Annotated in this window: 26 protein-coding genes and 1 pseudogene; 6 read left to right on the forward strand and 21 right to left on the reverse strand. The window is 65.0% G+C overall.

All coding sequences use genetic code 11. The features are described from left to right. The first annotated feature begins 289 nt into the window (after window positions 1–289). The gene (locus tag RS897_RS03435; RefSeq protein WP_315835201.1) at window positions 290–2,287 is read left to right on the forward strand and encodes an alpha/beta hydrolase domain-containing protein; all 1,998 of its coding nucleotides are present in this window, start codon (window positions 290–292) and stop codon (window positions 2,285–2,287) included. Between the two features lie 79 nt (window positions 2,288–2,366). Here the strand turns inward: RS897_RS03435 and rsmD are convergent, their stop codons facing one another. Together rsmD and RS897_RS03445 are read right to left on the reverse strand one after the other, a co-directional pair. Further along, complete coding sequence (rsmD, locus tag RS897_RS03440) at window positions 2,367–2,936, reverse strand: 16S rRNA (guanine(966)-N(2))-methyltransferase RsmD (RefSeq protein WP_315838508.1); 570 nt, start codon at window positions 2,934–2,936, stop codon at window positions 2,367–2,369. A 120-nt stretch (window positions 2,937–3,056) separates the two neighbouring features. Continuing rightward, complete coding sequence (locus RS897_RS03445; protein ID WP_315835202.1) at window positions 3,057–5,186, reverse strand: pseudouridine synthase; 2,130 nt, start codon at window positions 5,184–5,186, stop codon at window positions 3,057–3,059. Between the two features lie 277 nt (window positions 5,187–5,463). Between RS897_RS03445 and RS897_RS03450 the strand changes: the two genes are divergently transcribed. Then, entirely contained in the window at window positions 5,464–5,910 is a 447-nt protein-coding gene (locus tag RS897_RS03450; protein WP_315835203.1) for a nucleoside deaminase, read from the forward strand. Window positions 5,911–6,010: 100 nt separating this feature from the next. Here RS897_RS03450 and RS897_RS03455 read toward each other — a convergent pair whose 3' ends face one another. The 6 genes and pseudogenes from RS897_RS03455 to RS897_RS03480 all read right to left on the reverse strand — a co-directional run bounded on the left by RS897_RS03455 (window position 6,011) and on the right by RS897_RS03480 (window position 10,686). Next, on the reverse strand, window positions 6,011–6,457 hold the full coding sequence (locus RS897_RS03455; RefSeq protein ID WP_315835204.1) for a GNAT family N-acetyltransferase: 447 nt from the start codon (window positions 6,455–6,457) through the stop codon (window positions 6,011–6,013). Window positions 6,458–6,460: 3 nt separating this feature from the next. Next, window positions 6,461–7,363, reverse strand: a complete 903-nt coding sequence (locus RS897_RS03460) for an alpha/beta fold hydrolase (protein WP_315835205.1) — start codon at window positions 7,361–7,363, stop codon at window positions 6,461–6,463. Between the two features lie 132 nt (window positions 7,364–7,495). Then, the gene (gene purD / locus RS897_RS03465) at window positions 7,496–8,776 is read right to left on the reverse strand and encodes a phosphoribosylamine--glycine ligase (protein ID WP_315835206.1); all 1,281 of its coding nucleotides are present in this window, start codon (window positions 8,774–8,776) and stop codon (window positions 7,496–7,498) included. 58 nt (window positions 8,777–8,834) lie between these two features. Then, window positions 8,835–9,137 carry a winged helix-turn-helix domain-containing protein gene (locus RS897_RS03470; protein WP_315835207.1) on the reverse strand — a complete coding sequence of 101 codons (303 nt, stop codon included), beginning with the start codon at window positions 9,135–9,137 and terminating at the stop codon, window positions 8,835–8,837. Further along, window positions 9,130–9,684 carry a hypothetical protein gene (locus tag RS897_RS03475; RefSeq protein WP_315835208.1) on the reverse strand — a complete coding sequence of 185 codons (555 nt, stop codon included), beginning with the start codon at window positions 9,682–9,684 and terminating at the stop codon, window positions 9,130–9,132. The genes RS897_RS03470 and RS897_RS03475 overlap by 8 nt, the downstream gene beginning before the upstream one ends. Next, window positions 9,684–10,686, reverse strand: a pseudogene (locus RS897_RS03480) (alpha/beta hydrolase). The gene RS897_RS03475 and the pseudogene RS897_RS03480 overlap by 1 nt, the downstream one beginning before the upstream one ends. Window positions 10,687–10,814: 128 nt before the next feature. Here RS897_RS03480 and xseA point away from each other — a divergent pair. Next, window positions 10,815–12,434, forward strand: coding sequence for an exodeoxyribonuclease VII large subunit (gene xseA / locus RS897_RS03485; RefSeq protein WP_315835209.1), 1,620 nt, complete (start codon window positions 10,815–10,817; stop codon window positions 12,432–12,434). A 119-nt stretch (window positions 12,435–12,553) separates the two neighbouring features. After that, window positions 12,554–12,778, forward strand: a complete 225-nt coding sequence (locus RS897_RS03490; protein WP_315835210.1) for a DUF2093 domain-containing protein — start codon at window positions 12,554–12,556, stop codon at window positions 12,776–12,778. Window positions 12,779–12,957: 179 nt separating this feature from the next. On the opposite strand, the gene lpxK is transcribed toward RS897_RS03490, so the two are convergent. Genes lpxK through RS897_RS03520 form a run of 6 tightly spaced genes read right to left on the reverse strand, consistent with a single transcriptional unit; the run spans window position 12,958 to window position 18,520 of the window. Next, the gene (lpxK, locus tag RS897_RS03495; protein ID WP_315835211.1) at window positions 12,958–13,974 is read right to left on the reverse strand and encodes a tetraacyldisaccharide 4'-kinase; all 1,017 of its coding nucleotides are present in this window, start codon (window positions 13,972–13,974) and stop codon (window positions 12,958–12,960) included. Next, window positions 13,967–15,271: a 3-deoxy-D-manno-octulosonic acid transferase gene (locus RS897_RS03500; RefSeq protein ID WP_315835212.1), complete on the reverse strand. Its 1,305-nt coding sequence runs from the start codon at window positions 15,269–15,271 to the stop codon at window positions 13,967–13,969. The genes lpxK and RS897_RS03500 overlap by 8 nt, the downstream gene beginning before the upstream one ends. Continuing rightward, complete coding sequence (locus RS897_RS03505; protein ID WP_315835213.1) at window positions 15,261–15,968, reverse strand: lysophospholipid acyltransferase family protein; 708 nt, start codon at window positions 15,966–15,968, stop codon at window positions 15,261–15,263. Before RS897_RS03505 ends, RS897_RS03500 begins: the two co-directional genes overlap by 11 nt. Window positions 15,969–15,989: 21 nt before the next feature. After that, window positions 15,990–16,235 carry a DUF4170 domain-containing protein gene (locus RS897_RS03510; RefSeq protein ID WP_315835214.1) on the reverse strand — a complete coding sequence of 82 codons (246 nt, stop codon included), beginning with the start codon at window positions 16,233–16,235 and terminating at the stop codon, window positions 15,990–15,992. A 58-nt stretch (window positions 16,236–16,293) separates the two neighbouring features. Further along, window positions 16,294–17,121 carry a 3'(2'),5'-bisphosphate nucleotidase CysQ gene (locus tag RS897_RS03515; protein WP_315835215.1) on the reverse strand — a complete coding sequence of 276 codons (828 nt, stop codon included), beginning with the start codon at window positions 17,119–17,121 and terminating at the stop codon, window positions 16,294–16,296. Further along, window positions 17,108–18,520 (reverse strand): TldD/PmbA family protein, encoded by a 1,413-nt coding sequence (locus RS897_RS03520; protein WP_407654424.1) that lies wholly within the window; start codon window positions 18,518–18,520, stop codon window positions 17,108–17,110. The genes RS897_RS03515 and RS897_RS03520 overlap by 14 nt, the downstream gene beginning before the upstream one ends. A gap of 289 nt (window positions 18,521–18,809) precedes the next feature. Here RS897_RS03520 and RS897_RS03525 point away from each other — a divergent pair, with 289 nt between their 5' ends. Further along, window positions 18,810–19,337: a DUF6101 family protein gene (locus RS897_RS03525; RefSeq protein ID WP_315835216.1), complete on the forward strand. Its 528-nt coding sequence runs from the start codon at window positions 18,810–18,812 to the stop codon at window positions 19,335–19,337. 5 nt (window positions 19,338–19,342) lie between these two features. On the opposite strand, the gene RS897_RS03530 is transcribed toward RS897_RS03525, so the two are convergent. Continuing rightward, window positions 19,343–19,903, reverse strand: a complete 561-nt coding sequence (locus tag RS897_RS03530) for a carboxymuconolactone decarboxylase family protein (protein WP_315835217.1) — start codon at window positions 19,901–19,903, stop codon at window positions 19,343–19,345. A gap of 76 nt (window positions 19,904–19,979) precedes the next feature. Between RS897_RS03530 and RS897_RS03535 the strand changes: the two genes are divergently transcribed. Next, the gene (locus RS897_RS03535; RefSeq protein WP_315835218.1) at window positions 19,980–20,369 is read left to right on the forward strand and encodes a winged helix-turn-helix transcriptional regulator; all 390 of its coding nucleotides are present in this window, start codon (window positions 19,980–19,982) and stop codon (window positions 20,367–20,369) included. A 149-nt stretch (window positions 20,370–20,518) separates the two neighbouring features. On the opposite strand, the gene RS897_RS03540 is transcribed toward RS897_RS03535, so the two are convergent. The 6 genes from RS897_RS03540 to RS897_RS03565 all read right to left on the reverse strand — a co-directional run bounded on the left by RS897_RS03540 (window position 20,519) and on the right by RS897_RS03565 (window position 26,873). Continuing rightward, window positions 20,519–20,959, reverse strand: a complete 441-nt coding sequence (locus tag RS897_RS03540) for an NfeD family protein (protein ID WP_315835219.1) — start codon at window positions 20,957–20,959, stop codon at window positions 20,519–20,521. Beyond that, entirely contained in the window at window positions 20,959–21,957 is a 999-nt protein-coding gene (locus RS897_RS03545) for an SPFH domain-containing protein (protein WP_315835220.1), read from the reverse strand. The genes RS897_RS03540 and RS897_RS03545 overlap by 1 nt, the downstream gene beginning before the upstream one ends. 202 nt (window positions 21,958–22,159) lie before the next feature. Beyond that, window positions 22,160–23,197, reverse strand: coding sequence for a ferrochelatase (gene hemH / locus RS897_RS03550; protein WP_315835221.1), 1,038 nt, complete (start codon window positions 23,195–23,197; stop codon window positions 22,160–22,162). 103 nt (window positions 23,198–23,300) lie between these two features. Continuing rightward, window positions 23,301–24,482, reverse strand: coding sequence for a nickel/cobalt transporter (locus RS897_RS03555; RefSeq protein WP_407654527.1), 1,182 nt, complete (start codon window positions 24,480–24,482; stop codon window positions 23,301–23,303). Between the two features lie 23 nt (window positions 24,483–24,505). Continuing rightward, window positions 24,506–25,156: a DUF1007 family protein gene (locus RS897_RS03560; protein ID WP_315835222.1), complete on the reverse strand. Its 651-nt coding sequence runs from the start codon at window positions 25,154–25,156 to the stop codon at window positions 24,506–24,508. A 121-nt stretch (window positions 25,157–25,277) separates the two neighbouring features. Next, window positions 25,278–26,873: a gamma-glutamyltransferase family protein gene (locus RS897_RS03565; protein WP_315835223.1), complete on the reverse strand. Its 1,596-nt coding sequence runs from the start codon at window positions 26,871–26,873 to the stop codon at window positions 25,278–25,280. Window positions 26,874–26,905 lie beyond the last annotated feature (32 nt).

Consider the following 26,905-nt stretch of genomic DNA (forward strand, 5'->3'; position numbering starts at 1 on the left):
AGATCTCCAGAAGCCTCCGGCGGTGCCCCGCCGGAGGCTTTTCTTTTGCGCATATTTCCTTGATGTGAACCGGTATCCACCCCCGGATCAGGGGGCATACTTCGCTCGACGCAGGAGTGCGCCGCCATACGATCGACCGACGACGTTTGGGTGATTTCATTTGCGCAGGCCATGCCCTAACATCGTGGCATTGCCAGTGTTTATTTCGAGAGTAAATTGCCAATCAGTTGTGCGGAAAACGCATAGCAACGAGCGACCACCAAGTCGCCGGACCAGGGAGGCACTGTTCATGAAGAAGAGGTCGCGGGCCGCGCTTGCTGGCCTTGCCGTAGTCGCGTGCATCGCGGCATCCACGGCGCAGGCCCGGATCACCAAACTCACCATCACCAAGGTGGAATCCCCGGCCTTCGAGGGCCGCAGCTTCGGCGGCGTCGGCACCTATGAGAAACTGACGGGACGCGCGACCGGCGAGGTCGATCCCAGCGATCCGCGCAATGCGGTCATCACCGACATTGCACTGGCGCCGCGCAATGCGCGCGGCATGGTGGAGTACGAAACCGATGTGATGATGCTGCGGCCGACCGACCGCGGCAAAAGCAACCACCGGCTCTGGTACGAACTGACCAACCGCGGCCGCGTGCTGTCGTTCGCGCAGTTCAACGATGCAGCCGAGACCAACACGCCGAGCAGCTCAACCGACGCCGGCAACGGCTTCCTGATGCGCGCGGGATACAACATCCTGATCAGCGGCTGGGACATCAGCGCGCCGACGGGCGGTGGCAGTTTCACCACCAAGGTCCCGGTCGCCGTCAATCCAGATGGCTCGCAGATCACAGGGCCTTCGATGGAAGAATTCGTCATCGAGGACGGCAAGACCCTCACCGGGGCGCTGACCTATCCTGCCGCCTCACTCGACAAATCGAAGGCCACCCTCACCGTTCGTGTGCGTTATGACGACACGCCGACGGCGATCCCGGCCGATCAGTGGGATTACGCCAACGAGGCCGGCACCGCGATCAAGCTCGCCGGCGGCGCGCCGTTCCAGCAGGGCACGCTGTACGAGTTCAGCTATGTGGCGAAAAACCCGGTGGTAGCCGGACTTGGTTTCGCCGCGGTGCGCGACCTCGCGAGTTTCGCCCGGCGCGCCGAGAAAGATGATGCGGGCACTGCCAATCCGTTCGCTGGCGACGTGCAGCAGGTCTACACCGCCTGCGTCTCGCAGCCCTGCCGCACCATGCATGATTTCGTCTGGCTTGGCTTCAATGCCGACGACGGCGGCGGCAAGGTCGTGGACGGCGTGGTCAATTGGGTCGGCGGCGCCACCGGCATGTTCATGAACCACCGCTTCGCGCAGCCGTTCCGCACCCATCGCCAGCACATCGGCCGGCACTATCCGGAATTCCAGGGGCCATTCACCAACCAGGTCGTGGCCGATCCGGTGAGCGGCAAGACCGACGGCCGGCTGCGCCGTTGCCTCGAAACCAACACCTGCCCGAAAATCTTCGAGGCCAATTCGGAGAACGAATACTGGTCGAAGAACATGGCCATGCTCCATGTCGACACGACCGCCAAGGACATCGGCGAACCGCCGAACGTGCGCTCGTACCTGGTGGCGGGCGCGCCGCATGGCGGTGGCGTGCCCAACACCGGCAAGGGCTATTGCCTCAGGGAGCGCAATCCGCTGGTCGGCAATGCGGTGCTGCGGGCGCTGCTGGTGGCGATGGACGACTGGGTGAGCCGCGGCACCGAGCCGCCGGCAAGCCAGTTGCCGCGCTCTGCCGACGGCACGCTGACCACGTCCGAACAATCCAAGATCGGTTATCCGGCTATACCCGGCGTTACCTATAACGGCCGCATGCACACCGGCGATCTCTGGGACTTCGGGCCGGAATTCGACAAGGGCCTGCTGTCGACGCTGCCGCCGCGGCTGGTGGGCACGCCCTATCCGGCGCTGGTGCCGAAGGTCGACGACGATGGCAACGGCATCGCCGGCATTCGCCTGCCCGACATCGCGGTCCCCGTCGCGACCTATAACGGCTGGGGTACGCGCGCCTCCGGCGACGGCTGCGATCACTACGGCCAGATCATCCCGTTCGCCAAAACCAAAGCGGAGCGGCTCACATCGGGCGATCCCAGGCTCTCGCTGGAAGAGCGCTACGGCAGCAACATCAACTATGCCAAGGCGGTCACCAATGCGGCGACCGCGCTGAAGGCGCAGCGGCTGCTGCTCGATGAAGATGTGCAGCGTTATGTGGTGAAGGCCGGCGAAAGCGGGGTCGGGAGATAAAGACGAACTGTCTCGTAGCCCGCATGAGCGCAGCGACATGCGGGGGCGGGAGCCCCGGATATCGCTCCGCTCATCCGGGCTACATTTCCGTTTGAGAGACCGCGCGCATGATGACGAACTCGGTGTCGTCATAGGCGCGCCGCTCCAGTTCCTCGAAACCATCAGGCACAACAAACGCGGCGGCTTTCGCCTCTTCCACGATCACCAGCGCGCCCGGGACAAGCCAGCCGCCGTCGCGCAGCGCGGCCACGGCCTTGTCGGCCAGACCCTGGCCGTAGGGCGGATCGAGGAATGCCAGCGCGAACGGCTCCATTGGGTGCGCCGGCCCCGGGGTGGTGGCGTCGCGGCGGTACACCTTGCTGACACCGCCGAGGCCCAGCGCCTCGATATTCTGCCGCAGCAGCGCGCGCGCCTCCGCGCCGTTGTCCACGAACAGGACAAAACCGGCACCGCGTGAAATCGCCTCGATGCCGAGCGCGCCGGTGCCGGCGAACAGGTCGAGGACGCGTGCGTCCGTGACGGGGTCGCCGTAGGCATGCATCAGGATATTGAACAGCGACTCGCGCAGACGATCCGCCGTGGGACGGATGTCGCGCGAGACCGGCGACGCAATGTTGCGGCCGCGCAGCCGCCCGCCGACCACCCGCATCAGAGCACGCTTGTGCCGGAGCACGATCGTGCTCTGAGTTTTTTATTGAGCATGATCTCCGCGCAAACGCTCTGCGTTTGCGCGAGGGAAAACCGGTTCCCACTTTTCCGGATCATGCTTTTAATCTTCTCGCGGCTTGATATCGCGTTTGCCGTGATAGCCGCGCTTGGGGCGGCTATAGGGTTTCTCCGCGCCACCTTCGCGCTCGCCGGAGCGCTCGACCAGCACGCGACGGCCCTTGCGATCGGCTACCGAGGCAGCCCTGGTGGGTCGCTTCACCGGCCTTTCGTTCAGCGGTTCGCGGCCCTCGATCTGATCCGGCTTTGACGGCGATCCGAAGTCCGCACCGGAGAGGGCGACGATCTTTTCGCCGAGCTGCTCACGCAGCACCCTGGTCTTGATCTCGTCGACTTCGCCTTCGCCGAGCTCGGCCAGCTGAAACGGACCGTACGACACGCGGATCAGCCGGTTCACCTCCAGCCCCAGATGCGCCAGGACGTTGCGCACTTCACGGTTCTTGCCTTCGCGGATCGCAAACACGATCCAGACGTTGGCGCCCTGGTCGTGCTCGAGCTGGGCATCGATCGAACCGTATTTCACGCCGTCGACCTCGACGCCCTTGCGCAACTCGTCGAGCTGGCCCTGGGTCACGGTGCCGTGTGCACGGACGCGATAACGCCGCAGCCAGCCGGTATCGGGCAATTCCAGCGCACGCGCCAGGCCGCCGTCATTGGTCAGCAGCAGCAGGCCTTCGGTGTTGAAATCGAGCCGGCCGATGCTGATCAGCCGCGGCAGATGCCCCGGCAGATTGTCGAACACCGTGGGACGTCCCTCGGGATCGTCATGGGTGGTCATCAGGCCGCGCGGCTTGTGATAAAGAAACAGCCGCGTGCGCTCGCGCTCCGGCAACGGCTGGCCGTCCACGGTGATGACGTCGCGCTCGGTGACGTCGAGCGCTGGCGAGGTCAGGACCCGCCCGTTGATGGCCACGCGCCCCTGCATGATCCACTCTTCGGCGTCGCGCCGCGAGCACAACCCCGCGCGCGCCAGCCGCTTGGCGATCCGTTCGCCGGGCTTTTTCGGCGCGGGCGCGGCCTCGGCCGGACGCTTGCTGCGCCGATCGGTTTCCTGCCTGCGCTCCCGATATGCGCCGCGGCCGCCGAACGCCGGACGCTTGGCGAAGATCTTCGACTCATCCGGCTCGCCGCGCGGCCGCTCGTCGCGCCCTTCGCTGCGCGGATGCTCCTGCCAGGCATTGCGCTCGCCACGCGGACGCTCAAAGCGGGGGCGATCGCCCGCGCCACGATCGTCGTCACGCGGCCGGCTGAACTTGCGCGCGCCGCGATCGTCAGCCGCACGCTCCGGGCGATCATCGCGCGAACGGGAAAAGCGCGGACGTTCGTCGCCGTCGCGGCGCGGGCGGTCACCGCGCGGCTTGTCGAAACGCTGGCCATCGCGCGCGGGCGCCTCGCGGCGCTGCCACGGCTTATCACCGCTGCGATCGCCGCCAGCAAAATCCTTGCGCGGTCCCCGCGAGAATGGCTTGTCCCCGTCCTTGCGGAATCCTTCACCTCTGGCGCCCGGCTTTGCACCGAACGGCCGCTTCTCGCCATCAGGACGCTTGTCACCGAATTTCTTCTCCGCAAACCGGCCGGCGGGACGCGTTTCGCTGCGATCACCACGTGGAGCCCGATCGTCGCGATTGCGCGGCGTGAACGGGCGCTCACCACCACGATCCTCCCGCGGCTTGAAACGCGGCCGATCCTCGCCGCCGCGATCCGGGCGCGGGGTAAATTCCTTGCGCGGCCCACGGTCCGGGCGCGGCGCAAACTCCTTGCGCGGCCCACGGTCCGGACGGTCGTCACGGCTGCGCTCTGGACGCTCATCGCGGTTGAAGCGGGGTTTCGGACGATCGCCATCATCGCGGAAACGGGCGCCGCCGCCAGCCCCCTTGGCCGCAAACGGCCGATCCGAGCGCGGGCGATCAGCGGCAGGCCGGGGCGAGTAAGGACGCTTCACACCGGGCTTGCGGTCTCCGAATGGCTTGTCGCCGAACGATTTCTTGTCTCCGAAAGACTTTTTTTCGCCAAATGACTTCTTGGCGCCGAACGACTTGCCGCCGCTGCGGGCCGGACGCTCGTCGCGCGAACCACCGCCATCGCGCCCCTTGCCGAAACTCTTTCCGGCATGGCGGCCAGCGCCGCGGGTGCCGCGCGGCGTGGCGTTGTTTTTATCTTTGTCGCGGGGCATGACGTCTCTCGCTGTAAATGATGGCGCTCGCTGAAGATTGACTCAACGCAGTTGAATCAGACTCTCGCGATTGTCGTTCTGAGGATGATCTTTAGCGCGTATTCCGCAAAAGTGGATACCGGTTTTGCGCAGGGAATACGCGCAAGTCTTTATGGTAAGTCTTTGAAGTAAAGCATCTTCTTGGGGCGAACCAAGGTCCGCGTCGCTGGAGGATGCTGAAACCGGTGTCTACTTCTCCGGATCATGCTCTAACAGAGTTATTGCTGCGAGACGAGCTATGACTGCACATTCTTTCATGGATTTGGCCCTCAAACAGGCCCAAATCGCCGGAAATGCGGGTGAAGTCCCGATAGGTTGCGTGATCGTGCGCGATGGCGAGGTCATTGCGAGCGCCGGAAACCGCACGCTGACCGACCGCGACCCCTCCGCCCACGCCGAAGTTCTGGCGATCCGGCAGGCCGCAGCCCTGCTCGGCAGCGAGCGCCTGATCGACTGCGATCTCTATGTCACGCTGGAGCCGTGCACCATGTGCGCCGGCGCGATCTCATTCGCCCGGATCCGGCGGCTGTATTATGGCGCCGCCGATCCAAAGGGCGGCGCGATCGACTCCGGTGTGCGCTTTTTCGCCTCGCCGACCTGCCATCACGCGCCGGAGGTGTATTCGGCCGTGGGGGAGATCGAAGCGGCGGCGCTACTGCGCGAATTTTTCAAGGCTCGGCGATGATGATCTGTAGGATGGGTTGAGCCAAAGGCGAAACCCATCATGGATCAATTGGCGTGGGACGATGGGTTTCGCTGCGCTCAACCCATCCTACGATTCATCATCACAGCTTCAGCTTCATGCCCTCGTGCGAGGCGACGAAGCCGAGGCGGCGGTAGAAGCGGTGGGCGTCGCGGCGGTCCTTGTTGGTGGTCAGCTGCACCTGCCAGCATCCCCTGGCGCGCGACATCTTGACCGCTTCCGCCATCATCTGTTCGCCGATCTTGCGGCCGCGAAACCGGCGATCGGTCCGCACGCTTTCGACCTGCGCCCGCCAGCCGCCGCGCTGCAGCAGCCCCGGCAGGAAGGTCAGCTGGAAGCAGCCGACGATCTCGCCGTCCTGCTCCCAGACATAGGTCGTATTGTTGGGGTCAGCGTCGATCGCATCGAATGCCGCCAGATACGGCGTCAGGTCGCCATTGGGATCGTCGCGCTGATCGCTGATCTGATCCTCGGCCAGCAGTTGCAGCAGGCGGGGAACGTCGTCTCGGACCGCTTCACGCAGGGACATCGTCTACTCCGAAAAGAACTTCAGCAGCGCGGCTCCGGTCGCATCCGGATTTTCCTCGGGCAGGAAGTGTCCGGACTCGATCGGGCCACCCGACACGTTGGTCGCCCACGCGCGCCAGCCGTCGAGCGGCGAGCCGCCCGCAGAGGCGAAACCAGTCTCGCCCCACAGCGCCAACAGCGGCGCGGTGATCTTCTTGCCGGCGTCGCGATCGGCCTTGTCGTGATCGAGATCGGCATAGGCGCCGGCGCGATAGTCCTCGCAGGCCGCGTGAATCCGCAGGGGATCGCGTAGCGCGGTGAGATAGTGCGCGACCGCACGCGGATCGAACGGGTTCGGCTTGTCCTTCTTCGCCCAGGAGCGGAAAGTGTGGCCGAAATACTCGTCCGGATTCGACTGGATCAGGTTCTCCGGCATGGGAGCCGGCTGCGCCAGGAACAGCCAGTGATAGGCGCGCAGCCCGAACGCACGATCCATCCGCGCCCAGTAGTCATAGGTCGGCAGGATATCGAGGGTGGCGAGCTTCGACAGCCGGCCCGGATGATCCAGCGCGAGCCGATAGGTGACACGCCCGCCGCGGTCGTGGCCGGCCAGCATGAACTGCGCATGTCCCAGCTTGTCCATCACCTCGATCATCGCCTGCGCCATGGCGCGCTTGGTGAACGGCGTATGGTCGGCATCGGTCTTCGGCACATCGGACCAGCCATAGCCGGGCAGATCGGGAATGATCAGCTTGAATTTGGTGGCGAGCTGCGGCGCCACCTTGTGCCACATCACATGGGTCTGCGGATAACCATGCAGCAGCATCAGCGGCGGGCCGCTGCCGCCGACGCGCGCGAAAATGCGGCCGCGGCTGGTCGAGATCCACTCGGAAGCATAACCGGGAAACAGATCGGCAAGATCGGACATGACGTTGCTCTCACATGATCAGGCGCCGCCGCCAGACCTGCGCAGCGCGACATCGATGGTTCAAGCACCGGCTGCCGCGGCTGGCAACACGCGCGATCGCATACGCGATCGTCACCTCCGCACGAGCGTTGCTTACGCGCCCGTTTCCCGCGCCACCGCCTGCCAGCCGATATCGCGGCGGCAGAAGCCCTCCGGCCAGTCGATCCGGTCGACAGCCTGATAGGCGCGCTGCTGCGCCTCGCGCACGGTCCGGCCCATCGCCGTGACATTGAGCACCCGGCCGCCATTGGCCAGAATTTGATCGCCATCGGCGCTGGTACCAGCATGGAAAATCTCGACACCCTCGATGCTCGAGGCCGCATCCAGGCCGGCGATCCCCGTTCCCTTGGCATAGTCGCCGGGATAGCCCTTGGCGGCCATCACCACCGTGAGCGCCGCGTCGGGATACCAGCGCAGGTCGAAATGCTTGAGCTGGCCGTCGCAGACGGCAAGCAGTGCCGGAACCAGATCCGACATCATGCGCAGCATCAGCACCTGGCATTCGGGGTCGCCGAAACGGACATTGTATTCGAACAGTTTGGGGCCCTGCGGCGTCAGCATAACGCCGGCATAGAGCACGCCGCGATAAGGCGTGCCGCGCGCCTTCATGCCAGCGACTGTGGGCAGAATGATCCGCTCCATGATCTCCGCATGGACCTCCGGCGTCACGAACGGCGTCGGCGAATAGGCGCCCATGCCGCCCGTGTTCGGACCTTCATCGCGATCGAAGACGCGCTTGTGATCCTGCGCGGAGGCGAGTGCAATCGCGGTCTCGCCGTCCGAAAACGCGAAGAAGCTGACTTCGCGGCCGGGCAGAAACTCCTCGATGACCACCTCGGCACCGGCCGACCCGAACGCACCGTCGAACATCATGGCAACGGCGTCTTCCGCCTCGCGCAAGGTCGTGGCCACGACGACGCCTTTGCCGGCGGCAAGTCCATCGGCCTTGACCACGATCGGCGCCCCCTGCGCACGAACGAACGCCAGCGCATCGGCGGCATTCGTAAAGCGACCGTACGCGCCGGTCGGGATACCGAACTCGGTGCACAGGTCCTTGGTGAAGCCCTTCGAACTCTCGAGCTGCGATGCCGCCTTGCTTGGGCCGAATGCCTTGATGCCGACCGCTGTGAGATCGTCAACAATGCCCGCCGCCAGCGGCGCTTCGGGTCCGACCATCACCAAATCGACCTTGTTGGCGCGGCAGAAGTCGATCACGGCCGCATGGTTCGTCACATCGAGCGCGATGCATTCGGCCTCTTGCGCGATCCCGGCATTGCCCGGGGCGCACCATAGTTTGGTCAGCAGCGGCGAGCCGGCGATTTTCCAGGCCAGCGCATGTTCGCGCCCACCGGAACCGAGAAGAAGGATGTTCATGGCGATCTCCTGATCCGTCCGGTTAACGGGTCAGGACGACTGAGACAAGGGGCTGTTATCAGCCGTTTCCGCCGGTTTCGATGATCTGGCGCAGCAGCGCCACATGGCGGGCGAACGCGCCCCGGCCGGCAGCCGTCGCGATCACTTTGGTCTGCGGCTTTTTCCCCACAAACGACTTGTCCACTGTGACATAGGCGGCCTTCGCCAGGGTCTCGATGTGCGCCCCGAGATTGCCGTCGGTGGCCCCGGTCAGTTTCTTCAGGCGGGCAAATTCCAGCCCCTCGCCGGCTGGCAGCGCGTGCAGGGCCGCCATGATGCGCAACCGCAGTGGCTGGTGAATGATATCGTCGAGATCAGTCACGGCGCATCCAAAGGCCGCCCAGAATCAGACCGCCGCCGTTGACCAAGGCCATCCAGAGATCGAACCAGGGCCCTGCAAAGAAATACCCGATCAGGGTCAGAACCGTAATGCTGATGCCGATCGCGACAAAGGCAAGCCCGACCCACAATCCGACCAGTGTGTAGGCCAGCATGACATAGGTCGCCCAGAATGCGCCGAGCTGACGCCCGCTGAAATGTGCGAGCCCGCTCGACCAGAGCACGCCGAAAGCAAAGAACAACAGGAAAGCCAGAAACAGCCGCGCCTCGAACTTGCGAACATGCGGTTTGCCGCGCTGCATGACAGCGATGACGAACGAGCCTCCAATCCCAAGCACGTTAATCGTGTTCCAGACATACATTGGGCTGACTGGACGAAGCTGGTTGAGGACGTAACCGACGAAGATCAGCACGCCCCAGAGCACGAGAATGAGACTGGCGCGCTGGTAGAACAGCGATTGCCTGACGCGGCGCGAGATGTCGTCGATCTCTACCAGCGTTGCCGCGGCGTCACGTGGATCGATGGCCATCATGACCTCACATCGGTTCTGGCAACGTCCTCGGCAATGCGCGCGATGGCGGCGGGATCGCTGACGATGCCCATGTGATTGACGCCGTTCAATGAGGGTGACGATGGCGCGGTCGCCGACCGCGGCCTGGTATTTGTCCGGGAACATCAGTTCGTCGGCGGCACCGGAGAAGATCGCGACGGGCCTGGTGGCGCCCGCGAAATCGTGCCGGAAATCCCGTGAGACCGCAAAGTTGCGCATCAGGCGGTATGAGTAGGTTTGCGTCAGCGTCTTGCCTGAATTGGGCGGCACCGCGAACGCAATGGTCGGCAGGGATTCAGCCCATGGAAAGCCGAGACCGCGCAGCACCGACAACGCGATAAAACGCGGGATGTCGGCGCTGGCCCAGCCGCCGGAATTGGGACGGGTGGTCGGCGCGTCGTAGCCGAGATAAGGCGCCAGTAGCACCGTACGCGCGAACAAGGCCTGGATCGGCGAACCGGCGACACGGAGCGCAAAACCGCCACCGGACGAATGACCGATCAATGTCAGCGGTGCGGATGGGCGCGTTTTACGAATTTCACCGACGAGATCGGCGAGGTCGTCCTCGAGCTGCCCGAGATAAGCGATGTCGCCACGGGTTCCCGACGCGCCATGACCTCGGATATCCACCGCATAGGTTTCCACACCCCGTGCCACCAACCCCTGGGAGAGCGCGTGGATGGTCCCCCGGCTGGAGCCGCTTGACCCATGGATGACGATCGCGATGCGATTCGTGGCCGGCGTTGATGCGGCGGGGACGTAGTAGCGATAGGTCAGCTCCGTGCCATCGCGCGCCTGGAAACGCTCCGCGGCCGGCAGGGTGCTGAAATCGACCGTTTTGCGGGACTCCGAGATCGACGCCAGTTCAGGCGGCGGGCTGATCGGCCAGGCGATCAGTCCACCGAGCAGCAGGGCCGCCAAACCCGCAGCAGCCAAGACCCAACGACATGCCCCCAGCAGTCCACGCAGCGCGGCTCTCATCACGGCTCCTCCGCTTATATGGGCATTATAGAGTACTCTGCGTAACAGAGTAAAGGCCACAGTTTGACCCGATTGGCGCCGGGCGCGGGGAGAGCTTAGGTTTGCGGCACCCTTGGAACGCGATTCGAATGTCTGAAACAGCCCCGTCCCCCCTGCCCAATTCGCCGGAATTCACCGTCTCGGAGCTCTCCTCCGCCCTGAAACGCACCGTGGAGGACGCCTATGGCCATGTCCGCGTTCGCGGCGAGATCTCCGGCTTTCGCGGCGCCCATTCGTCCGGGCATTGCTATTTCGCGCTGAAGGACCAAACCGCCAAAATCGAGGCGGTGATCTGGAAGGGTGTGCACGGTCGGATGCGGTTTCGGCCGCAGGAGGGCCTCGAGGTCATCGCCACCGGCAAACTGACCACCTACCCCGGCTCCTCCAAGTACCAGATCGTGATCGAGGCGCTGGAGCCCGCCGGCGTCGGCGCCCTGATGGCGCTGATGGAGGAGCGCAAGCGCAAACTCACCGCCGAGGGGCTGTTCGACGCGGACCGCAAGAAACCACTGCCCTGGCTGCCGGAGGTGATCGGTGTCGTCACCTCGCCGACCGGCGCGGTGATCCGCGACATCCTGCACCGGCTGGAAGATCGCTTTCCGCGCCGGGTGCTGGTGTGGCCGGTGCGCGTGCAGGGTGAGGGATCCGCCGAGCAGATCGCGGCCGCCATCCGCGGCTTCAATGCCTTCCCGGAGCGCGGCCGGCTCCCGCGCCCCGACCTGCTGATTGTCGCGCGCGGCGGCGGCTCGCTGGAGGACCTGTGGTCGTTCAACGAAGAAATCGTGGTACGCGCGGCGGCGGAGAGCACCATCCCGCTGATCTCTGCCGTGGGCCACGAGACCGACGTGACGCTGATCGATTTCGCCGCCGATCGCCGCGCGCCGACGCCGACTGCGGCGGCTGAGATGGCCGTGCCGGTGCGCGCCGAACTCGCGGTCGAGGTGGCCGACCTGGGGCAACGCAGTTTTGCCTGCTGGCATCGCAGCCAGGAGCATCGCCGCAGCGACCTGCGCAGCGCGGTGCGCGCGCTGCCGAGCGCGACTGAACTGCTCGCGATCCCGCGCCAGCGCTTCGACGGCGCCACGGCGGCGCTGCCGCGCGCACTGAGGGGCAACACCCACGCGCATTTCCGCCACTTCGCGCAGACCAGTACACGGCTGACATTGCGCGTGCTCCGCGCGCAAGTGGATCACGCCGCCCATCGCCTGACCGTGACCGGCGACCGCCTGGCGCTGGGCGCACAGTCGCTGGTGCGGCGACGCCGCGACCGCTTCGCCGGCCTCGAAGTGCGGCTGAAAGCCTCGCGGCTCGCCAACGTCCAGGCGCAACGCAATGTGATCGCCCGCGACCGCGAGCGCGCACAGCGCCTCACCGAACGCGCGGCGCGGGCGCTGCGCACGCTGATCCAGCGCCATGATGCGCGGATCGCCCATGCCGGGCAGTTGCTCACCGCGCTGTCCTACCGCAGCGTGCTGGCGCGCGGCTTCGCACTGGTGCGTGACGCCGGCGGCGCGCCGCTGCATGCGGCGGCTCACGTGACCGAGGGCACCCGCCTCAGCATCGAGTTCGCCGACGGCCGGGTGGGTGCTGTCGCCGATGGCAGCGCGGCTCAGCCCGTCGCATCGCCCGCTCCTGCCTCGCAGGCGCCCCCGAAACCCGCGCCGGCCAAGCGGGCGGCCAAGGTCGACAATCAGGGCGACCTGTTCTAACCGCCCCGTTCGCGGCTTCCGCCGTCTGGAAAAGCCGTTGAGCCGTGCACATTTATGCTAGACTAGACCACTCAATCCGACCTTTCACATCCATCCAGGGAACCAGCAGGGGAACCCGCGTGCTCAACAAGTTCAGCTCCTCCGGCCAAGGCGAAGCCAAAGTGCAGTATCTCGACGGAGATTTCCGCGTGATCTCACCGGGAAGCTACGTGGTGTGCGCGATCACGGGCATCCACATCGCGCTGGACGAGCTGAAGTACTGGAGCGTCGACCGCCAGGAGCCCTATGCAACGCCCGCGGCGGTGCTGGAGCGGCACTATCCCGGCGAATTGAAATCCGGTTGAGGACTGCTGCGCCATATCTCCTCATGGTGAGGAGCGCGGCACGCGTGTCTCGAGACGATGCTACCCATCGCTCGGAGAACCATGAGGCCCGAATTGCGGCACCTGTGGCCTCGTCCTTCGAGACGGCGCTTCGCGCCTCCTCAGGATGAGAGATTAAGTTTGTATATGACGCAATAGGATTAGGACGCAGCCACGCGTCGTCTCTTCAAGACATCGGCAACAATGGTTCGCAGCGCAACGCCATCACCGAGGTCGAGGCTGACCTTGAACGGCATGATTCCACTCGCATAGACCGCTAAACGCGAATCACTGCACAAACGAACAAAGTCCTTTTCCGTCGTCACCAGCGTGAGCCCCTCCCGCGCCGCCTGCTGTTCAAGCGCCTGGATTTCGGAGGGCGAAAACGGATGATGGTCCGCAAACGCTCTCTGGTTCGCGACATCGACGCCGCTGGCGCGCAAGGTCGCGAAAAAACGGCGGGGATCGCCGATGCCGGCAAAGGCGAGCACGCGCTTGCCGACCAGCGCCGATACGGACGCCGGATCCGGCTTCAATCGCACCGAGAGCACCGGCTTGTTGCGCGCGGCGACCGCACTTGCGACCGTCTCAGCGGCATGGCCCTCACCAACCACGATCAGCGCATCGGTGCGCGCAAGCTGCGGCGCCAGCGGCGCGCGCAGGGGACCGGCGGGAAACACACAACCATTGCCAAGCCCGCGACCGGCATCGATAACGATCAAAGCGACATCCTTGGCCAGCGCCGGGTTTTGAAATCCGTCGTCGAGCACGATCACGCTGGCGCCCTGCGTGCGGGCCAATTGCGCACCCGCGACACGATCGCGCGCCACGATGACCGGCAAAGAGGCGGCCAGCATCAGCGGCTCGTCGCCAACATCGGCGGCTGTATGCTGCGCCGGGTCGACCGCGACGGGCCCCGCAAGCCGTCCGCCATAGCCGCGGCTCACCACCCAGGGCCGCTCGCCAAGCTCCGTCAGCAGAGCCCCCAGCGCCAGCACCGTCGGGGTCTTGCCGGCGCCACCGACATGGTAGTTGCCGACACAAAAGACCGGTACGCCGACTCGTTGCCCTGCCCTCGTCATCCGCCGCGCGGTAATGGCGCCGTAGAGCCCGCCAAGCGGCGACAACAACAGTGATTGCCAGGATGAGCGCGCCTGCCAGAAGGCCGGCTCACGCATGATGCGCCCCGCGCTCGATCCGCAGCTGCATCAGATAGGGTTCGAGCGCACTCAGCGTGCGATCCAGCGCGCCGCCGAGCCGGTCGACCACGCCGTGGCCGGCTTCGACCGCGCGCTGCCGCGCCACCTGATCGGTCAGCCAAAGCCCGATCTGGGTCGCCAGCCCTTCGGCCGTCTCGATCTGCCCCGCACCACGGGCATCGTCGAGCGCACCGTACACATCGGTGAAATTGAACACATGCGGTCCGTGCAGCACCGCTGCGCCGAGCTTGATGGCCTCGATCGGGTTCTGCCCACCGTGCGCGACCAGCGAGCCGCCCATGAACACGATCGGCGCCAGACGATAGAACAGGCCGAGTTCGCCGAGCGTATCGGCGACATAGATATCGGTATCGGCCGCCGGCAATTGCTCCTGCGAGCGCACCGACACGTGCAGGCCAGCGGAATAAGCCATCTGCGCGATCGCCGGACCGCGCGCCGGGTGGCGCGGCACGATGACCGTAAGCAGTTTCGGGAATTCGCGAGACAGCCGCTGGTGCACGTTGGCGAGGATCTCTTCCTCCCCTGCATGGGTGGAGGCGGCGACAATCACCGTGCGGTCGCGCGTGACCGCCTGCAGCCGCTCGAGCTTGGCGTGATCCGCCGGCGGCGCCTGCACATCGAGCTTCAGATTTCCGGTCGCGACCACATCACGGCCGCCCAGCGCCGCGAACCGCTCCGCATCGGTCTCCGATTGCGCAAGACAAAGATCGAACCGGCCGAGCAGCGCGGAGATGGTGGCGTAGGCGCGCTGCCAGCGCGGGAACGAGCGATGCGACATCCGGCCGTTGATCAGCACCATCGGAACGCGGCGCGCCGCGCTCGCCATGATGAGATTCGGCCAGAGATCGGATTCGATAAACAGCGCCAGCGACGGCTGCCAGTGATCGAGGAAACGGGCCACATAACGCGGTGCATCGAACGGCACGTATTGATGGATCACATCGGCTGGGAAACGTTTGGCGACGATCGCCGCCGAGGTCACGGTGCCGGATGTCAGCAGGATGCGGACGTTGAGCGCACGCAGCCGCTCGATCAGCTCGGCCGCCGCCAGCACCTCGCCGACGCTCGCGCCATGGATCCAGATCAGCGGTCCGTTGGGACGATCGACGCCGGCAAAGCCGCGCCGCTCGCCGACACGGGCCGCTTCTTCCTTGCCCTGCTTCAGCCGGCGGCTCAGCAGCAAGCCCGAAACCGGCATCGCCATGGCCGACAGCTTGCGGTAGGCCCGCAATGTCAGGGGCACATCACGCGACATGCAGGCCCTCGTCCGGACATCCGACGATCGCGTAGGCGCGACGGTTGACTTCGTTCAGGCTGGCTTCGAGCTGCACGCGAAGCGTCTCCATGGCGGCATCGTCGGCATCGGCCGGCACCGTTACCGCTTGGCCGATAGCGACGACACCACGACCGAACGGCAGATGAATCACCGAGCGATCCCAATTGTTCAGCCGCTTGAACCGGCTGGTGGCGATCGCGGCCGGTATAATGGGCCGGCCGGACTCCCGCGCAAGCATAATAATCCCAAGACCCGCAACGCGGGACACTTTGGGAACGTCGGCGGTCATGGCCATGCTGCCACCGCTCTGCAGATGGCGCAGGATCGCCTTGAAAGCCGGAACGCCGCCTTTGCGGTGAAACGACGATCCATGGTCGCCCGATCCGCGCACGGTGCCGATCCCGAACTGTTCGACGACAATGGCATTGATTTCGCCGTCACGATGACGGGAGATCAGCACCTTGAAGCGATGATGCCTGCGCGTGCCGAACGGCATCAGGAAATGCTGACCGTGCCAGAATGCAATGATCACCGGCATCCTGGGCTCGATCTGCTGATACAGATCGGGCGGATCGTAGCTGATGCGATTGGTCAACCAGACGACGCGCAGAATTTGCGCCGCGACAAATCCGGCGGCGTGCTGGAACCAGCTGGAGCGCGTTATGTTTCGAAACATGAAATATGCAGTGAATTCGGCTCAATGAGCCGCTTTGGCGTCGGTCCCGGGATCGAGCAGGCGATGCAGGTGCACGATGAAATAGCGCATATGGGCGTTATCGACCGTCTGCTGGGCCTTCGATTTCCAGGCCGCATAGGCCGATGCGTAGTTCGGATACACGCCGACGATCTCGACCTTGTCCAGATCCTTGAAAGTGATGTGTTCGAGATCGATCAGCTCGCCCCCGATGACGAGGTGAAGCAGTTGCTGCGGGGTATCGGACATGAATCGTTTTCCTGGAAAGACGGTTTCCGGCCGGACGACTGTAAAGCCAAGAACGTTTCTAGAACAGTGGATGTTGCCTGAAGTGCTCGACAACGCGGGCGTGGCGCGCTTGCCCCGCCGCCACCAGGGTCTCGTGCTTCACCTCAGGGCGGTTGTAGACAATGACATCGCCGGTCAGCGCGGTCATGAGCCCGCCGGCTTCGTGCACGATTAAATCGGCCGCCGCAAGGTCCCAATCCCGGCTATGACCGCCGGCAAATGCGACGTCAAGCCGTCCCTCGGCCGCACGGCAGATTTTCAGCGCAAGCGACCCGATCCGAGGGTGAATCTTGCCCGGTTCTAGGGCATCGCCCAGGCGTTCGACCAGCGGCTTTGGCCCGACAATGCGCGCGGGATCAAGTTTTGCGCCCGGAGCGGTGTGAATGATGCTGCCGTTGCGGGTGGCACCTGCCCCGCGGGTTGCAAAAAAGAACTCATCAGAGGTCGGCACGAACACCGCGCCGAGCACCGGTATCCCATCCTCGACCAGCCCCACGCTGACACACCAGTCCTCCAGGCCCGCCAGATACGAGCGGGTGCCGTCGATCGGATCGACGATCCACACCCGTCGCTTGCCGAGGCGCGCCGGATCGTCGACGCTCTCCTCCGAGAGCCAGCCGTAGTCCGGCGTCGCGTCGCGCAGGCGACGCTCGAGCAGATCGTTGACGGCGATATCGGCTTCTGACACCGGGGACGACTTGCCCTTGATCCAGTTGCGCAGTTCGGTGCGAAACAGGCTGAGCGCCAGGGCACCGGCTTCACGGACAACGCCGGTCAGCAGGACCGCGTCGCGGGCAAAAACGCCATCGGCAACAGCGTGATCGGAAACAGTCTCAGCGTCCGGCAATCGTCAGCCCTTCGATGCGCACCGTCGGCGCGTTGACGCCGTAACGGAACTCAAGATCGTTCGCCGGCGTCAGGGACTTGAAGATCTCGAACAGATGACCGGCAATCGTGACCTCGCTGACCGCGTAAGTGAGCTCGCCGTTCTCGATCCAGAAGCCGGCCGCGCCGCGGCTGTAATCGCCGGTGACGCCATTGACTCCCGAGCCGATCAGGTCGGTGACATAAAAGCCCTGCTTGATGTCCAAGATCAATTCCTTCGGCGACAGCGATCCCGGCTCCATATGCAGGTTGTATGAACCGGGTGACGGTGATGACGACACGCCGCGCTGGGCATGGCCGGTGGTGACAAGGCCGAGTTCGCGCGCGGTCGCGCAATCCAAGACCCACGACGTCAGCACGCCCTGATCGATGATCGCGAGCTTCTTGACCGCGACGCCTTCGGCATCGAACGATTGCGACCGCAGCCCGCGCACGCGCAGCGGATCGTCGATGATGCGGATGCTCGTGTCGAACAGCTGCTTGCCCAAACTGTCCTTCAGGAAGCTGGTCTTGCGCGCGATCGATGCGCCGTTCACGGCGCCGACCACGTGACCCACCAGCGAACCGGAGACGCGGGGATCGAACACCACCGGCGCCTTGCAGGTCGCAACCTTGCGCGGATTGATCCGCGCCACCGTGCGTTCTCCCGCGCGGGTGCCGATGCTTTCGGGCGACAGCAGATCGGAGCCGTGGATCGCCGATGTGTAGTCGTAGTCGCGCTCCATGCCGATGCCCTGGCCAGCAATCGCCGTCATCGAGATGCCCTGGCTGGATCGCAGATACTTGCCATGAAACCCGGTGCTGGTGACCAGCACCATGCCGCCGATGCCGCACGAGGCGGATGCGCCGCCGGATTTGGTGACGCCCTTGACCGCAACACCGGCCGCTTCCGCCGCCAGTGCGCGACGTTCCAGTTCGTCGGTCGAGGGCATATCCGGATCGAGCAGATCGAGCGCCAGAAAATCTCGCGCCAGCAGCGCGGGATCGGCGAGCCCGACATAGGCATCGTCCGGCGCCACCCGCGCCATGGCGACCGCACGTTCGGCAAGTTTGGCGGCGCCATCACCGGAGACATCGTTGGTGGAGACCACGGCCTGTCGCCGACCGACAAAAACCCGCAGGCCGACATCGTCGCCTTCCGAGCGCTCGGATTCCTCGACACGGCCGTCGCGCACCTCGACGCCCTGCGACATGCCGCGCACCGCGACGGCATCAGCGGCGTCGGCGCCCGCGCGCTTCGCGGCCTCGACCAGGCGCTGGGCGAGATCGCTCAGGGCCGACTGATCGAGCAGATCGGACGCAGCTTTAGATGCAGCGGTTTGGGAGGCAGGCAATGATGGCGCGTTTGGTGAAGAGATCACGAACACATCCCGAATCTGGAGCAAGTTGAAGGCGGGAACCGCCCCACAAAGCATGGCATGGGAACGGCCGGCCGCAAACGCGGCAACCACTCAGATGTGCCGATTCCACGCGCGTTTCAAGCATACCGGAGTCTGGAAATAAAACAAATTTCGGCTCCGCGGCAAGGCTTCGTCAATCATGTCGCCGGATGAGAGACGATTAACCAGCCTTCTTAAGCGGTTTCGGGCCTCACCCGTGGCAAGGTCCTCGCATCGATCGGGAGCATAATCTCGACGGGGAGATAAAATCTTGAGGCGTCAATTCGGAGCTGGCGGGACACCCGCCGGGTCGAGCCGCGTGCTGCGGCTCGACCCATTTTCCTTGCCCTTACGGTTCGACACGCGCGACGCGCGCGCCGACGGCGGCATGCGGCAAGTCGAAATCAGTCGTGATCGCGTGGTGCTTCGCCGCGCGGTGCGCGGCATGCGGATGGCGATCAACGTTCGCGTCAATGATTTTCTCGGCATCGCGGTGCGCGAAGCCGATGACGGCCAGATGCTGGTGCTCGTCCATCGCGATCCGTCCTTATCGATCCCGCTGCTGGTCTCGACCGACGACACCGAGATCGAACAGGCCTGCGATGCCTGGGGCGAAATTTTCGCGCTGCCGCGGATCAGCGAAGACACCGAGCAGGTGCGTGAACCGGCCCCGCGCCGGCGCCGGCACAACGTCATCAAGACCCGCCGTCCGAGAATCCTGATGCGCCGTCGCAACAACCGCCTGCTCTCGGAGATGGCGGTGCATCGCGACGAGCGCGAAATCGTCGCTCGAGACTAGCAACCTCAAACCGGGAAACGCGCCGCCGTGGCTTCCAGCGGAAGAGCCAGCGCATTCGCGAAGCAGGAGACCGTTCGATAAAAACCGCAGAGCTGGATGATTTCGAGAACCTGTTCATCGCTGTAATGGCGCTTCAGCGCCGCGAATTCCGTTTCCTTCCAGGTGGTATGATGATGCAGAGCGTCGACGGCGGCAATCAGGGCCTGCTCCGCGTCGGACCAGCAGGCAGCGTCGGCTGCTTCCAGCACGGTCGCCCGCACCTGCGCGTCGGTCAGCCGCGCGCGTTCGGCAAAGATCGCGACGTGAATACCCCATTCGTACTCGCATCCGGCCAGCGCGCAGGTGCGATCGATCACGATTTCCCGTTCCCGCAGCGACAGCGGCCCGCGATCGAGCAGGCTGCCGGCACTGAATTTGCGCCAGGCGCGCTCGCTGGTGGCGATGGTGCGAAACAGCAGCAGCGGCGGCACACCGGGCGGCATGATGCGATCGAAATGCGCCTCCAGCTCGGGCGTATAAGGGGGCTCCAGCGGAGCGATGCGTGAGGCGGCCTGCGATTTTTCCATCTGCAATTTCTCCGGCGCTGCTACAATATCGGTAGCAACGCTACACTTTATGTAGCAAGATGCAAGAAGGCATATGATGAGCGCGCACCGCAAGACGAACGGAACCAAGGCCGTTCGCGGATCGAAGTCCGGGCGTCCGATCATGGCGCTGCTCGATCTGCTCGGGCGGCGCTGGACACTGCGGATTATCTGGGAATTGCGCGACCACGCGCTGACCTCGCGCGCACTGCGGCAGGCCTGCGACGACGCCTCGCCGACGGTGCTGCAGGCGCGGCTGGGCGACCTGAAAACTGCGGGCCTGGTGGAAAGCGTGCCGGCAGAAGGTTATTGCCTGACTGCCGCGGGGCGCGAGCTGCTCGGCGCATTTGCGCCGCTGAATGCCTTTGCCGAGCAGTGGAGCGTCAAGAGCGGTCGGCGTCAGAGGACTGCTACGAAGGTGGCGTCGGGGCGCGGGAAGTCTGCGTAACCATCCCCTCATGGTGAGGGAGCGGCCTCTTAGCCGCGTCTCGAACCATGAGGCCACGGAGCCGCAGCGTCACCGGCCTCGTCCTTCGAGACGACGCTTCGCGCCTCCTCAGGATGAGGGTTTAGGACCTCAATTCTCGCAAGGACGCTTTACGCCGGCTCCACCCGAAGACTGGCGCCATCGGCCGCCACGATCTTGACCTGGCTGCCGGCCGGCGCATCGCGGCCGGCGACACGCCACACGGTGTCGTCGATCCGCACCACGCCCGAGCCATCCACGATCGGGCGCTCCAGGGTGAACACCCGCCCCACCAGTGCGTCGGCGCGGCGGTTGAGGAACGGCTGATCGGTCTCAACGTGCGTTCGGCCAATGCGGCGCCAGATCGGCACCGCGGCCAGCGCAAACGCTGAGAACGCCAGCAACTGAACCTGCCATGACCAGCCGATGAAAAACGACAGCAGCCCGACCAGCAGCGCGGCGAGCCCGAGCCACAGCATGAAGACCCCGGGCGCCAGCATCTCAATGCCCACCAGAACCAGGCCGACGATCAGCCAATTCCAGGTTCCCAGTGAGCTCAACAGATCCGCCATCAATTTCCCCCCTGTGACGAGCCGGGCCCCGGCCCGGTGTTCGGGACGGTCGGCCGGCGCGCGGCGGCTGCGGCCGAGGCTGCGCTTTCGCCGAATGTCGCCTTGGCAATTTCGCCGATGCCTGCTAGCGACGACAGGATGCCGGTGGCCTCGATCGGCAACATTACAATCTTCTGGTTGGGCGAGTGCGCGATCTCGCCGAACGCCTTGATGTATTTGTCGGCGATGAAGTAGTTCAGCGCCGCGACATCGCCGCTGGCGATGGCGTTGCTGACCATTTGGGTCGCCTTGGCTTCGGCTTCCGCCGAGCGTTCACGCGCCTCGGCGTCGCGGAAGGCAGCTTCCTTGCGGCCTTCGGCCTGCAGGATCTGCGATTGCTTCGCGCCTTCCGCGCGCAGGATTTCGGACTGCCGCTGGCCTTCGGCCTGCAGGATGTCGGCGCGCTTGACGCGCTCGGCCTTCATCTGCCGGCCCATGGCTTCCACGAGATCGGCGGGCGGCACGATGTCCTTGATCTCGATGCGGTTGACCTTCAGGCCCCACGGCGACACCGCGGCGTCGACCACCCGCAGCAGCCGCTCGTTGATCTCGTCACGGTGCGACAGCACCTGATCGAGATCCATCGAGCCCATCACCGAACGGATGTTGGTCATGGTCAAAGTGACGATAGCCTGGTTGAGGTTGGAGACCTCGTAGCTCGCTTTGGCGGCATCGAACACCTGATAGAACGCGACGCCGTCCACGGTGACGGTGGCGTTGTCCTTGGTGATGACCTCCTGCTCGGGAATGTCGATCACCTGCTCCATCATGTTGATCTTGCGCCCGACGCGATCGAAATACGGGATGATGAAATTCAGGCCGGGCCGCAGCGTGCGGGTGTATTTGCCGAACCGCTCGATGGTCCAGTCATAGCCCTGCCCGACCGTCTTGACCCCGGCAAACAGCGTGAGGATGACCAGCAGCACCACGACAAGCGCAAAAATATCGAATCCGGACATGATGGCTCCCTGCGTGACCAATCCACGGCTGCAACAGCCGGATCATTTAGTCGCTGAGACAGGATGGACGGTTCGACGCCAGCCGTCGAGAGGCAAAACTGGCGCAGTCATGAATGACCCGTAGCCCGGATGAGCGGAGCGATATCCGGGAGCGATGGTGCGGTTGCTCCCCGGGGTCGCTTCGCTCGCCCGGGCTACAGGACTAGATCCAGCCTTGCAGCTCGCGCAGCACGAGCTGGCGGATCACGTCCATGCCGCCGTCGCTGTCGTTCAGGCAGGGAATCGCGGTGAACTGCTCGCCGCCGGCATGCTTGAAGATCTCGGCGTTTTCCTGCGCGATTTCCTCGAGCGTCTCCAGGCAGTCCGCAGAGAAGCCGGGCATCACCACGGCAATCCGCCGTACGCCGTCCTTGGCCAGCCGTTGCATGGTCTTGTCGGTGTAGGGCTGCAGCCATTCGTCGAAGCCGAAGCGAGACTGGAAGGTCAGCAGCAGCTTGTCCTCGCCGAGGACCATCCGCTTGCGTAATGCATTCACGGTGGCGACACATTGCGCCTGGTAGGGATCGCCCTTGTCGACATAGGCCTGCGGCATGCCGTGGAACGAGGCCACAATCACCTCGGGCTGGAACGGCTGCGTCGCGAGATGCTGCTGGATCGAGACCGCCAGCGCCTCGATGTAATCGGGATCGTCATAATAGGGCGGGGTCACCCGCAGTGTCGGCTGCGCCCGCTTGTCGGCCAGCACCCGGAACACTTCGTCGCAGACCGTGGCGGAGGTGGCGGCGGAATACTGCGGATAGAGCGGCACCACCAGCAGCCGGTCGCACCCCTGCGCGATCAGCGCATCGAGGCGCGAGCGGATCGACGGATTGCCGTAACGCATCGCCCAGTCGACCAGGACATGATCGTGGTCGGCGATCGCCGCCGTGAGCTTGTCGGACTGCGCGCGGGTAATCGTCTTCAGCGGCGATTCGTTCTTCTCGGTATTCCAGATCTTCTGGTAGTCGCGCGCTTTGCGCCGGGGACGAATCCGCAGGATGATGCCGTTCAGCACCAGCTTCCAGTACAGCCCCTGGTTTTCGATCACGCGGGGATCGGACAGGAACTCCTTGAGATAGACCCGCACACCGGCGGCATTGGCGCTGTCGGGAGTGCCGAGATTGACCAGCAGCACGCCGACGCGCTCGCGCGCTGGGGCGGCGGCGGTTCGATGGGCATCGATGGAAACGACCACGCTCATGATGCTGATGGCATCGCGCGCCGTTTAGAACTTGTCAAGAATGGCTATCAGGAACTGGCTTGGTGGGAACCGCCACAGCACACGCAAGGCTCAGAATCCGCGCTCAAAAACACGTGACCCGCTCGGCTGCGACATAACCGAGCAGCAGGCCGACGCCGAACAGCAGCACCAGGCCAGCGGCACCGAATTCGATGCCACGCAGGATCACGGCACCGCCGCCGTCGCGGCCCGCGCTCATCCGCCGCGCCAAGCCCTTCGCCGTAACGACCATGATCGCGATGGCAGCCACCGTGATGGCGGTGCCGAGCCCCATCAGCAGGGTTGCGGCGATACCGGCCCAGAACATGCCCTGGGCCAGCGCAAACACCAGCACCAAGATCGCTCCCGAGCAGGGACGCAGACCGACCGCGAAGATCGCGCTCAGGCCGCGCTGCCAGCCGCCGGGGCCAGCGAGCTGATCGGGCGTGGGGCCGTGGTTGTGGCCGCAATGTTCGTCATGAACATGGCCGGGCTCGCCGTGCGCCGGAGCATGCACCGAAGAATGGGCCGCATGATCGTGGTGGTGATCATGATGATGATCGTGCACGTGGCCGTGCGCATGGTGGTGGTCGTGCGAACCGGAATGGCGATGCACGGCCTCGTGAACCTGCTCCGCCACCGGGGCCATGGCCGGCGCCAGCGCCGGCGAAGCCACCGCGCCGAGCGGAAACCGCAGCGACTGCAGCGCACGAAGGAAGCCGCCGCCCTTGGTCCAGCACAGACGCACACCGAATGCGGCGATCAGCGCGTAGCTGGCGATCTCAATGACCCGCTCGGCACCGCACATGGTTTTCGCCGTGGCGTTGAGCAGCCAGGCGCCGACGCCAACCACGAGGATGGCGACCAGCGCCTGCAGCAGCGCCGAGGCGAACGCCAGCACAATGCCGCGCCGCGCAGTCTCTTCATTGGCGATGAGGTACGATGAAATCACCGCCTTGCCATGGCCGGGGCCGGCGGCGTGAAAGATACCGTAGGCAAACGAGATCCCCAGCAGCGTCCACACCGCGCTGCCGTCGCTTTTGGCGGCGCGAATGGTCGCCGACATCTGGCGGTAGAATTGCGATTGCTTGTCGAGCAGCCAGCCGATCACACCGCCGACTTGGGGATCGGCCGTGCCGGGACGGCCGACGCCGAACGGCGATTGCGCAAGGACAGCGTGCATCAGCCCGTCGCCCCACAGCGCGACAGCGACAGCAGTCAGCAACATCGCCGGCAGACGCAGATCGACCTTGCAGCACGGCGGCATCGAACCGCTGGCGTTCGCAACGCTCATGGACAGTCCACCGTCACCTTATTGGCGAACATGGCGCCGTAGTTGGAATTGTCGCCGTTGAGAAAGTTCTGCTCGCCGAGGGTCTGCGCCTGGGCGGAGCCGTCGGTCGGCCGCTCGATGTTCAGCTTGCAGTCCGCCGGCGCCCCGACCAGCTTGATCGGATTGTCCTTGGCCAGTGCGAAATCGACGAAATAGGTCGGATCATAGATTTCGACCGCCATTTGCCTGGCCTTGACCGGGGTCTTCAGCGGCAAGGTGAAATGCAGGACCAGCGCGCCGTCCTTGTGCTCGAGGTAATAATCGACCGGATCCTCGAACTTCTGTTTCTTGCGGCTGCCGCCGTCGCCGATGCGGGCAAAGGTGAAGAAGCCGAACTCCTTCAGGGATTCCACATTGGTCTGGGCCAGCGGCGCCAGTTCCTCACGGGTGAAGACGCCCTTGGTCTTGGTCTCGATGCCCTGCACCGCATAGGTCGAGAACATGTCGTCGAAGGTCCAGGCATGCCGCACGCCGGTGAGCGAGCCGTCGGGCGCATAGATCAGCTCGCTGGTGGAGGTGACCCAGACATGGGGATGCGCCCACGCCACGCTGCCCGTCAGGCAGAGGGCGCAGAGGGCAGCGAAAATGCGCGTGATGCGGATGATCATGAAACTGAGAGAATCCTGATTCCGGCGATGCGCGATGTTACCCGGAAGTGGGGCCGAAACGAGACGTCGTTTTCACATGTCCCGATCAGAAACACGCGATCATATCGGGCCGAAACCGGCGTCAAACGCCCGCCGCCCCACCATCCGCGCGCGGATCGTGGCCGCCTTCCAGGCCGCCGTTGGGATGCAGCACCACTGCGCCGGCATGGCCCATGGTGTCGGAATAGGCCTCCGGCACAACCTCGACATCGTGCCGCGCCGACAGCAGGCGATCGACCAGGTTGCCGTCGAAACGGGATTCCAGCCGCAAGTTGGTGTGGCTGGATCCCCAGGTGCGGCCGAGCAGCCAGCGCGGCTGGTCCAGCGCCAGTTCCAGCGGCTGGCGGAACGGCACGTGGCGCGAGAAGATCATGGCCTGGGTCTGCGGCTGGCCGTCACCACCCATGGTACCGTAGCCCATGATGCGGCCATCCCTGAGCACGGCCAGCGCGGGATTGAGGGTGTGGAACGGCAGCCGTCCCGGGCTGAGCGGATTGGCGGCCTTCGGGTCGAGCGAGAAGCTGGCGCCGCGGTTCTGCATCAAGACGCCGGTTTTCGGCAGCACGCAGCCGGAGCCGAACTCCCAGAAGATCGACTGGATGTAGGACACCACGAGACCGGAGGCGTCGGCGGCGCCCATCCAGATGGTGTCGCCCTCGCTCCAGGTCGACGGCCAGGGCGCTGCTTTCTTCATGTCGATTTTCCTGACCTCGGCATCGAGGAAAGCCGGCGCCAGAAAACGATCGAGCTCGGCGGTGAGCCGGCGCGGATCGGTGACAAAGCGATCACGGACACGGAAGGCGCGCTTGGTGGATTCGACCAGGCCGTGGATGTAGTCGAAGCCCTCGGCCTCCTGCACGCGGAGCCGATCGAACAGGCCGAGGATGATCAGCGACGCCAGGCCCTGGGTCGGCGGCGGGGCGTTGTAGAGCGTGCCGGCACCAATCGTGGTCGACAACGGCTCCGCCACCCAGGCCTTGGCGGCTTCGAGATCCGCGCGGGTGACCGGACTGCCGATCCGCTCCAGGTCGGCGGCAATCTCGCGGCCGACATCGCCGCGGTAGAAGTCGTCGAGGCCGGCCTGTGCCAGTTGCTCCAGCGTTGCCGCCATCGCCGCCTGCTTCAGGGTCGCGCCCTCCTCGGGCACCTTGCCGTCGACCAGGAAGGTCTCGGCGAAGCCCGGCGCGTCCTTCAGCTCATCCAGCTTGCTGCGGGTCAGTTCGACCTGGCTGCGCGTGGCGACATACCCGTCGCGGGTGCTGCGGATGGCGGGCGCCAGCAGCACGTCGAGCGGCAGCTTGCCGCCCAGCGCCTTGGCGGCTTCCAGCGCCAGCATCCAGCCACCGATCGCGGCCGGCACGGTGAGCGCCGCCAGCGGCCCGCGCGGCGGGATCTGGTCATGGCCGTGTTCTTTGTAGAATGCCGGCGACGCCTTGCTGCCGGCGGGCCCCGCGCCCATCAGCGCGCGCACCCGCCCCGATGGCTCGCGCACCAGCCAGAAGCCGTCGCCGCCGATATGGTTCATGTGCGGATAGACCGCGGCGATCGACGCCGCCATCGCCACCATGGCCTCGAGCGCATTGCCGCCCTCGGCAAGAACATGGCGCCCCGCCTCGACGGTGGCGGAATGGGGCGCAGCGACGACGCCCCGGCGATGTCCAGAGGAATGCAATGTCATGATCTCAATCCGCGAGCCGAGAAAACCGAGCC

This window comes from Bradyrhizobium prioriisuperbiae, from assembly GCF_032397745.1.
Classification (GTDB): domain Bacteria; phylum Pseudomonadota; class Alphaproteobacteria; order Rhizobiales; family Xanthobacteraceae; genus Bradyrhizobium_A; species Bradyrhizobium_A prioriisuperbiae.

Bases quoted from the DNA above. Each gene is read 5' to 3' on its own strand.
- RS897_RS03435 (WP_315835201.1), top strand. From the start codon at position 290: ATGAAGAAGAGGTCGCGGGCCGCGCTTGCTGGCCTTGCCGTAGTCGCG.
- rsmD (WP_315838508.1), bottom strand. From the start codon at position 2,936: ATGCGGGTGGTCGGCGGGCGGCTGCGCGGCCGCAACATTGCGTCGCCG.
- RS897_RS03445 (WP_315835202.1), bottom strand. From the start codon at position 5,186: ATGCCCCGCGACAAAGATAAAAACAACGCCACGCCGCGCGGCACCCGC.
- RS897_RS03450 (WP_315835203.1), top strand. From the start codon at position 5,464: ATGACTGCACATTCTTTCATGGATTTGGCCCTCAAACAGGCCCAAATC.
- RS897_RS03455 (WP_315835204.1), bottom strand. From the start codon at position 6,457: ATGTCCCTGCGTGAAGCGGTCCGAGACGACGTTCCCCGCCTGCTGCAA.
- RS897_RS03460 (WP_315835205.1), bottom strand. From the start codon at position 7,363: ATGTCCGATCTTGCCGATCTGTTTCCCGGTTATGCTTCCGAGTGGATC.
- purD (WP_315835206.1), bottom strand. From the start codon at position 8,776: ATGAACATCCTTCTTCTCGGTTCCGGTGGGCGCGAACATGCGCTGGCC.
- RS897_RS03475 (WP_315835208.1), bottom strand. From the start codon at position 9,684: ATGGCCATCGATCCACGTGACGCCGCGGCAACGCTGGTAGAGATCGAC.
- xseA (WP_315835209.1), top strand. From the start codon at position 10,815: ATGTCTGAAACAGCCCCGTCCCCCCTGCCCAATTCGCCGGAATTCACC.
- lpxK (WP_315835211.1), bottom strand. From the start codon at position 13,974: ATGCGTGAGCCGGCCTTCTGGCAGGCGCGCTCATCCTGGCAATCACTG.
- RS897_RS03500 (WP_315835212.1), bottom strand. From the start codon at position 15,271: ATGTCGCGTGATGTGCCCCTGACATTGCGGGCCTACCGCAAGCTGTCG.
- RS897_RS03505 (WP_315835213.1), bottom strand. From the start codon at position 15,968: ATGTTTCGAAACATAACGCGCTCCAGCTGGTTCCAGCACGCCGCCGGA.
- RS897_RS03510 (WP_315835214.1), bottom strand. From the start codon at position 16,235: ATGTCCGATACCCCGCAGCAACTGCTTCACCTCGTCATCGGGGGCGAG.
- RS897_RS03530 (WP_315835217.1), bottom strand. From the start codon at position 19,903: ATGGAAAAATCGCAGGCCGCCTCACGCATCGCTCCGCTGGAGCCCCCT.
- RS897_RS03535 (WP_315835218.1), top strand. From the start codon at position 19,980: ATGAGCGCGCACCGCAAGACGAACGGAACCAAGGCCGTTCGCGGATCG.
- RS897_RS03540 (WP_315835219.1), bottom strand. From the start codon at position 20,959: ATGGCGGATCTGTTGAGCTCACTGGGAACCTGGAATTGGCTGATCGTC.
- RS897_RS03545 (WP_315835220.1), bottom strand. From the start codon at position 21,957: ATGTCCGGATTCGATATTTTTGCGCTTGTCGTGGTGCTGCTGGTCATC.
- hemH (WP_315835221.1), bottom strand. From the start codon at position 23,197: ATGAGCGTGGTCGTTTCCATCGATGCCCATCGAACCGCCGCCGCCCCA.
- RS897_RS03555 (WP_407654527.1), bottom strand. From the start codon at position 24,482: ATGCCGCCGTGCTGCAAGGTCGATCTGCGTCTGCCGGCGATGTTGCTG.
- RS897_RS03560 (WP_315835222.1), bottom strand. From the start codon at position 25,156: ATGATCATCCGCATCACGCGCATTTTCGCTGCCCTCTGCGCCCTCTGC.
- RS897_RS03565 (WP_315835223.1), bottom strand. From the start codon at position 26,873: ATGACATTGCATTCCTCTGGACATCGCCGGGGCGTCGTCGCTGCGCCC.